Annotated in this window: 5 protein-coding genes; all 5 read right to left on the bottom strand. The window is 53.9% G+C overall.

Annotation, left to right across the window (positions count from 1 at the left end; genetic code table 11):
• Positions 1 to 300 precede the first annotated feature (300 nt).
• The 5 genes from ACR0AJ_RS19085 to ACR0AJ_RS19065 all read right to left on the bottom strand — a co-directional run bounded on the left by ACR0AJ_RS19085 (position 301) and on the right by ACR0AJ_RS19065 (position 8291).
• Positions 301 to 1122: a helix-turn-helix domain-containing protein gene (locus tag ACR0AJ_RS19085; RefSeq protein ID WP_480741621.1), complete on the bottom strand. Its 822-nt coding sequence runs from the start codon at positions 1120 to 1122 to the stop codon at positions 301 to 303.
• A 559-nt stretch (positions 1123 to 1681) separates the two neighbouring features.
• Positions 1682 to 3379, bottom strand: a complete 1698-nt coding sequence (locus tag ACR0AJ_RS19080) for an adenylate/guanylate cyclase domain-containing protein (RefSeq protein ID WP_480741619.1) — start codon at positions 3377 to 3379, stop codon at positions 1682 to 1684.
• A gap of 116 nt (positions 3380 to 3495) precedes the next feature.
• Positions 3496 to 4422: an MBL fold metallo-hydrolase gene (locus ACR0AJ_RS19075; protein WP_480741617.1), complete on the bottom strand. Its 927-nt coding sequence runs from the start codon at positions 4420 to 4422 to the stop codon at positions 3496 to 3498.
• 179 nt (positions 4423 to 4601) lie between these two features.
• Entirely contained in the window at positions 4602 to 6401 is a 1800-nt protein-coding gene (locus ACR0AJ_RS19070; protein ID WP_480741616.1) for an NAD(P)-binding domain-containing protein, read from the bottom strand.
• Positions 6402 to 6548: 147 nt separating this feature from the next.
• Positions 6549 to 8291 (bottom strand): sigma-54-dependent Fis family transcriptional regulator, encoded by a 1743-nt coding sequence (locus ACR0AJ_RS19065; protein WP_170361994.1) that lies wholly within the window; start codon positions 8289 to 8291, stop codon positions 6549 to 6551.
• Positions 8292 to 8458: the final 167 nt, after the last annotated feature.

Genomic DNA, 8458 nt, shown 5'->3' with positions numbered 1-8458 from the left:
AAGACGCGCCATCTGCGCATCCGTCAGCCAGAAAAGATCAGACATGGTCACCGCTCGATTTTCGAACCGTGAATCACGCAGCCAAGCGGAAATCAATGGGTCCTGACCCTAGCGCTTTGATACGTAAATCGAAAATTCGGATCAGGCACAGTATCGACTAAGATAGCTGTCAGCTCGAACCGGACATTCGACTCTTAACTTCACCGACGTAGCGCTGCCCAAAATACAGTTCTATGTATCGCCCACAATTGAACCTTTGGGCTGGACGTCATTTGCATATGACCAATTGCCAGACCGAATTTAAGTTTTTTTGAAACGGTCGGCATAAGCTTTCTTGAGCACTGGGCTGCGTCGAGCAAAGAGAGAATTGGGTATGCTTTCCCCGGCGAGACACCAGAATTCGAGGCCTGCGGCGTTAAAGTGTGGCCCGATGAATTGGAAATTCAGATCCTTGCAGAGTTGATGCCCTATTGGACTTGCAGCGATGGCAGCTAGGTCTTTTAAATAAACTTCCCTTTCCACGAGATCTTCCAGTACTTTTACAAACCCATTTAGCAGATGAAGCGCAGATTTTTGATGCCTTTGCGCGATGTAGACACCGGCGCAATAGCCAAAATAATCGCCAGGAAGAACCGGGCGTCGGAGGGCTCCCAGACTGAATTCAGCTTCAACCATTCGGCGCTCGCGGAACCTAGCTTCCAAATCTTCATCCAGGAAAATGAGCGAGATATGAGCGGCTAATTCATCTCCAATCATGACATAAACGCCAGACATCGCCCCATCCTTTAGAATCTCCGCCCAGATGGGATCGCAGGCGGAGAACCCGTCGGGAAACTCATGAGCGCTTGCCAACTCCAAGGCCTGAACGGCGGCATCGGCAAACTCGATAGATCCGTATTCCAACGCCACTTCGTGTTCGCGAAGAACCCGGTAGGAGGCCTGCTTTCCAATTGAACGGCTTTCCCAATCCTCACGGCAAGCCACAACTTCATCCCGCGTCCATCCGAGCTTTTCTATCAAAAGGTGCTCCAGATCACCTCGGATGTAAGACAGCGAACGCTCATATTTGCTAACCGCATCTACACTTAATCCCAGCAAAGCAGCCAATTGTTCCTGTGACATTCGACCATCCTTACCGTTGCGAGCTCGATGGCTTCGAAGTTTGTCGGCGAAGATGGACGAAGGGGCGGTCATGTTGTCTCCGAAATAGTCGTGCCGCTGCTTATCAATATGCCTGACAATAGGTGATTGCCCAAGTGACTTACGGATGACTTACGGGTTCAGGCGGATCGCGTCTGTGGCCCAGTTCCTTCAGACCAGCCAAGCTCGGCGCATAAACAAAAAAAGGAACCAGCTATGTCACGTCGCATTAGTCAGCTACCCGGCTCGCTCGACGCTATTTTCTTTGGGATTGCATCCGAACCCAAGACCCGGTGCCGTCGCAGACCTGAGACCAGTTATCCAAAGCGAATGAGGCGCGTTGGACCTGTTTCCCCAATGCGCCGCCACCGGTTTAAGGGAAACCTTGACTGCTAGATCGGTGCCACAAATTGTGAATTCGATGTACCAGTCAGTTTGTTGGCATCCCAGCCCAAAGCGGCCCTTCAAATTCGAGCTTTGCAGGCACTAATATGCGCGATCAAGCTGCCGGTTTTGCCAGGGCAACTTGGTTCCGGCACCGCTATTCTGGCAACCCTGCCCGGCGAAGTGCCTCAAAGTAGCGTTCAGCGCCTTCAGAGCCACCATAGTCCACGTTGCTACGCCACTTCGAAATCGTCTCACCAGGTTCCATTTGCAGCATTTGCGCCAAAGCAGCAGACGCTTCTTCAGGTTCCCCAAGCATTGCGTGTGCAGCAGCCCTCGTGCTGTGAAGTGCGGCATAGTTTTTTGAGAAGCGCAAACCTGCCTCAGCGTAGCCGATGGCATTGCGGTCTCGACCAAGCATAACGCAAGAGGTGGCAGCACCTCCAGAAGCACCTACGAAAACGGCTCCATATCGGCCCAACCGAAGCGCCGTCTGAAAACAGCTTAATGCCATTTTAGGAAACCCGGCCCAGTTGTATCCCCAACCCATAAACAAATGCAGGCGGGCATCTAATGGCGCTCGTTGCCTGATTTGCTCAAGCGCCACGGAAAGTCGATCAGCATCCCCGTCCACATTATAATCCGCCACGGCAACACTCAGATCAAGCGTTGGGCTTTGACCTGCCATGTGTCGACCGGCCTCAATCCAGTGTGGTAGTTTCTCGTAATAAGATGACAGTTCGCGTCGAAGATCATAGGTTCTCGCGCCATTCATTGTCCAAATAGCTTCGGCATAGGCGGCAGCTAGGGTTGGTTTGGCTTCGATGGCCCTGGCGTGGTACGACAACGTCTCTTCATAGCTGTCGATGCTGGCCTCCGACCATGTGATCATGCCCATCAAGACGCACTGTTCGGCAGTCAGTTCGTCTTCAGGCAAAGCGGAGAGCTTTGCGGTCAGCGACTGGATCAAGATTCCGCTAACCGCATCCAACAGCTTTTCTACAACTTCGTCCTGCCAATCAAAGATAGCATCGACCGAACCGTCGAACTTCTGAGTCCAGATTTCAGGACCAGAAGAGTCATTTAAGCGGGCTTCCAGACGCAATCGGTCGCCGTGTCCACGCAGCACGCCGCGAAGTGCATATCCCTCGGATGCTTCCGTGGATGTTATTGCCGCGTTTAACCAGTTGATCGTTTGAAAATAAGAACCGAAATCTGAAGTAAGAGCTGCGGCCGTTTCCTTTAATTCGGTTCGTTGGTCGCTGCACGTGACAGGATGAATGGATAGCTTTGGCAAGCTCGTCTCTGTGAAAGAATGCGAGCTTTGCGATGCGCCAAGTTGCGGTCCATCGTGAATCCACACATCCAGGCTGCGCTGGATGTTCTTGAGCTTCTTTTTCCCAACTGCTTTGAAAGCGTCTGCCAGAGTGTGTTCAAGGTTCAAATGTACGGGTTCAGAAATTGCGATGCCACCGGTTGGCGCAATGCTCTCAAGCCGTGCCGCAATGTTTACACCGTCACCTAAGATGTCGTCACCTTTTTCAGTGATGTCGCCCACATGAACACCAATCCGCATGTTCATTAACGAGTGTTCAGCCAACTGTTCTTGTAGCTGCATTGCTGCGGTTACAGCTTGCGCCGCGCTGTCAAATTGCACTAGCCAACCATCGCCCATGCTCTTTACGACACGACCTGATTGGCCTGCTATCGTTGGGGTGACGATGTCGCTTTCCAGGTGATCAAGCATTAGAATTGTGGCTTGCTCGTCTTTGTGCATAAGCGCCGAATACCCAACGACATCAGCGGCTAGAATTGCCGCCAACCTTCGTTGCAACTGTTGCCCCTTGTTTGACATACGTTCGACGATAGTTGATGCGGCTCCTCACTCCAACCGGCAGGGACATTGTTCGCTCAGGGCTCGTTAATGAATATCTCTGCTTTCTGGCATCATCGACTACGGGACGCCAAATCTCATTCGTCCCAACGAAAACTGTCTTTATCGGCTTTCACATGCCCTATTGAGGGCAACGCGAAGTGAGAGCCCAAGACCAAGCAACTGGTTTCCGAGCAATGCTCAAGCAGCAATCTACGCGACTTCACAGCCAATTCGGCGTCAGAATCGAATTTGAAATGCCAGTCGGGATGTTTACATTGCGCGGTCGTATGAAGCGCATCGCCAGTAATCAACGCCTCATCGCCCCTGCTCTTCACGAGTACAGAAACATGGCCCGGCGTATGTCCTGGCGTTGGGAACAAAGTCACATGGTCGCCCAACTTGTGCCCTGCCTCCACCAGTTCCACCTGACCAGCTTCCACTACAGGTAAGACGCTTTCGACGTAGGTAATACTGTTCTGCAAACGCTGAGTTTCTTCATCGTCTTTGGGCAAAAGGTAGCGTGCGTTTGGAAACGTAGGCACCCAACGACCATCTTTTAGCTGCGTATTCCAACCGATATGGTCTACGTGAAGATGGGTGCACAGCACGTAGTCAATTTCGTCGGTGCCGAGGTCAGCCGCTTTCAATGCTGTTATAAACCGGTCGTCTGATCGTTGGTGCCAAGCTTGGTGATTTAGATTGGTCTTATCATTGCCGACACAGCTATCCACCAAAATGTTATGTGAAGGCGTTTTCAGAAGGAAACCTTGTATGGGTAAAATTAGTCGTCCCGAGTTGTGGTCGATGCTGCCTGGAACAAGGCTTTCAATAGTGGCTTTGACATCTGGTCCGGCGTTTGGAAACAACTCTTCTGGCTTCATGAACGGGGCATGAATTTCAAGAATTCGCCAAACCTCAACATCACCAATCCTGCAGAGCATTGCATTCAATCCTTTGGTCGCATGAATGTTGGACACAATCGACTCTCCAGGCAATTGAAACAAGTTTTCAAAAGCCTTCATCCAACGTGCGATCTTGCAAACAGACATATTGTGTTGCCTAAAAGCAGAACGCAGCCCGTGGATGGAGCACTTGGGAGAAATATCTCAGAAACGCGGCGTAAATGACTTACCAAATCATAGTACTTTTTGGGCCATCCGTACGAATTTGCAAAGTCTGCTTCTCGGTCGCGGCACATGCTTTAACTGAGGTGATGCACTTCTTGCATGCCGTAGACCGGCGTTGGTACACCCTCCATCCGGGCCTTTATTTGCAGCGACAGGAACTGTGAATAATGTCGGGACTGATGCAGGTTTCCACCATGCATCCAGAGGTTTGGAAGCTGTGTCGGCTTCCACATATTGCGTTGCTCGCCTTCCCAAGGCCCCGGGTCCTTGGTTGTGTCAGAGCCCAGACCCCAACATTTCCCAAGCCGATCCGCCATATCCTGACCCATCAGGTCAGCAACCCAGCCGTTCATCGAATTATACCCGGTCGCATAGACCACCAGATCGGCATCCAGATGCGTTCTGTCATCAAGGATGACTCCGGTTTCATCAAGCGCAGTGACCTGACCGCGTTTCAGCTTGATCTCACCATCAATGATCAACTGGCTGGCCCCAATATCGATGTAATAGCCTGATCCGCGGCGCAGGTATTTCATGAACAGCCCGCTTTCGTCATCGCCCCAATCCAGCCAGAACCCGGCCTTTTCCAGACCGTCATAAAACTCTTTGTCCTGCTCTTTCATCGCGGCATAGGCCGGAATCTGGAATTCATGCAGTATGCGATAAGGCAGTGATGCAAAGATCAGATCGGCCTTTTCGGTCGTCATGCCAGACCGCACCGCACGTTCAGAATAAAGATCGCCCAGTCCGATTTCCATGAGGGTGTCCGAGCGGACAATATGGGTTGAGGACCGCTGCACCATGGTCACATCGGCATCGTTTTCCCAAAGCGCGGCGCAGATGTCATGGGCCGAGTTGTTGGACCCCACCACGACAACCTTCTTGCCTGCCCATCTGGCCGGCCCGTCGTGTTCCGAGGAATGTGCCTGCTCACCCTTGAAAACATCCATACCCGGAAAATCAGGCATGCGTTTCTTGCCGGACATACCCGTCGCCATGATCAGCTGCTTGGGCCGCAACACCACCTCTTCGCCATCCCGGTCCACCGTGATGGTCCATTCGCCCTTGTCTTCATCGAAGGTGGCGGATTTGGCCGTCGTGCGCGTCCAATAATTCAGCTCCATCACTTTGGTGTACATCTCAAGCCAGTCGCCGATCTTGTCCTTGGGCGAGAACACGGGCCAGTTTTCCGGGAACTTGATATAAGGCAGATGGTCATACCAGACCGGATCATGCAGGCAGAGGGATTTGTAGCGATTGCGCCAACTGTCGCCAGGCCGGTCATTCCGTTCAACGATGATCGTCGGGACGCCGAGCTGTCGCAGCCGCGCACCCATGGCGATCCCACCCTGACCACCGCCGATGATGACGCAGTAGGGCTGTGTTTTGTAGCCCAGTTCAGCCTCTTCTTGGGCCCGTTCTTCCGCCCATGTGGTCCTGTGTTTACCCGCACCATGCTTGGCCCCAAGTGGGCGGTTGAATCCTTTGGGCTCTTCATGACCTTTCAGCTCGACCATCGTGGTCAGCAAGGTCCATATCTTGCCATCCTTGAGGCGGATTAACCCATAGCCGCGTGCCACTTCGGTTTCGAACTCGATCCATGCGGTGGTTATTCCGCCGTCTTCAGTGGGCACTTCACCTTCGGCTATTTTCCAACCGCTCGGCTTGGTTGTGGCCAACTGATGCGCGAGCATATCTGCCACCTGCGCCTTGCCTTCGACCGTTTTAATATTCCAGGTAAAGCTGACCAGATCGCGCCAATAGCAATCGTCCTGGAACATATCGCAGGCAGCATCGATATCGCCTTGGGACAAAGCCGCACCGAAGTCATCCAGGAACCCCTGCACCTGATCCGAGAGTGTTGTGTCGAGCATGTCATCCTCCCTATCTCCACGGAGCAAAAGGCTGGCAAATCCGCGTCCCTTCGGGCAAGTCGATTTGGCGGCTCAACGCTTGACCTAGGCCAAAAACACCAAGACTTGTTGCGCGCGCAACAAGGGCGCAACACGAAGGCATGTGGTTTATGCAGGTGGAATAAGCCCGGCCTTTCGCACACGGCGCAGGATTGTCGACCGGTTCACGCCAAGGCGTCGCGCCACTTGAGACATGTTCCAATCGCAAGCACGCAGCAGTGCTTCCAAATCATCTGAGTCCGGCTTTTGCGCAGGGGCGAGCGCCGGGGCTGGCAAATCCGTCAAGTCGATGATGTTGTCCTGACACAGGGCGACCGCGCTGTGCAGCAAATGTTCCAGTTCACGAATATTGCCGCTCCATAGTCGTGATTTCAGATCGGCGCGCGCGACTGTCGACAGGTGAATATCATGGCTTGCAAACCGTCGAAGCAGGCGATCAATTAGCCAATCCAGATCCGCTCGGTGACGCAAAGGCGGCAGAGAAAATGTGGCCCCCGCAATCCTGTGCAGCAGATCTTCACGCAGACCGCCCTGCAATCCCGCCGGGGGCTGCCGACATGAGGCAATGATCCTCAGATCAGCCCGCCGCTCAAGCACTGCTAAAAGAGAGGCCTGTGCAGGCTCGCTCAGGTCTTCAACACCGCGCAGGAACAGTGTGCCGGGGTCGATGGTTTGGCAGAAATCGAATGTCTCGGTATCGCAGCAGATCACTGTGTGGAAATCCTGTCTCGCAGGATCGGCCATGTGGATCGCACGCGCCAGTTTGGTCTTGCCCGTGCCGCTTTCACCGGTCAGCAAAAGCGGCAGGCTGGTCGGTGCAAGACGCGCAGCATTGTTCAAAAGCTGCTGAAGGTCCGCATCCGGCCCGGCAAAACTGCCAAGGGCTCCGGGCAGAACCTGTTCTCGCTTGCGCAGGGCCGCCGTCATCTGCGACGTCTGTGGCGCAACGGCATGACCATAGAGCGCGCGCCCGTCCTTGAGGTGTAGAACGCGGTCTTCGGACGGTCTGCCGCGCATGAACTCCGGCATGTCATCAACACTGATTTCAAGCCAGTCCTGCAATTGCGACCCGATCAGGTGGCCCGAACCGTCCGGGTCCAGTGCGCGTCGAGCCCCCGAGGTCATACCAATGATCTTGCCGCTTCCGTCCACTGCAACCGCCGCTTCAGGATCGACCTCAAGAAATTCGGGGCTTGCTGAAAAGCGCAGGACCCAATCGCGCCGGGTCGATGCCATCAGGTTTGCCATCTCGACGCGACGGGCGGAATTCGTCACCAATGTCATGGCCAGATTCTGCGACGCCTTAGGCGAAGGGCCACGCAACAACGAAACATCCAGAACAGCCGCAAGACCACCTTTGGTATCGAAAATAGGCGCTGCCGTACAAGACAGCGGCGTATGCGTGATCGAAAAATGATCCCCCTGATGGATCGTCACCGGCTGACCTGTAACGATGCACGACCCTACCCCGTTCGTTCCCGCCAACTCTTCCGTCCACTTGAACCCCAGATGAAGACCGGCAGTTCTGAGTTCGTCCTCAAAGTTCCGGTCGCCAAAGAAATCGACGCAGACGCCATCCGCATCCGCAAGCAGCAGGACGTAGTTCTGCCCTGCAACCTGCGCAAACAACGATTGCAGCCCCGAGCGCGCTGTTGCGATCAGACGTTCGGATTGCTCCAGATGTTCACGGAATTTGGTGTCAGGCAGGATATGCGCGGGTTCCTGCCGTGAGGGATCCATACCATAGGTTTCAACACAGCGCTGCCAGCTGTCCGCGACAAGCCGGTCTCTCCCTGTATCGAACCCGCTTAAGACACGGTCAATCTCTTTTGTGTGCTGGCGATCCAACAGCTTCCCGCCCTACAAATCCTCTCTAAAATTAGCATGAGGATGGCTTCGCGCCTATGTTCAAATTTCGTCTGGCAAACGTTTTGGCGCTTTGCCTCGTCAAGCTGACCTTCGTTGAACGCGCAGCATTAGGGAGACCCTTTGCGGGGTTGAGCCCCGCAAAGCGCCAT

The organism is Ruegeria sp. CJ9 (assembly GCF_056536625.1).
Note: the sequence above shows the minus strand (reverse complement) of the source record. Positions and strands in the feature narration are given on the sequence as shown.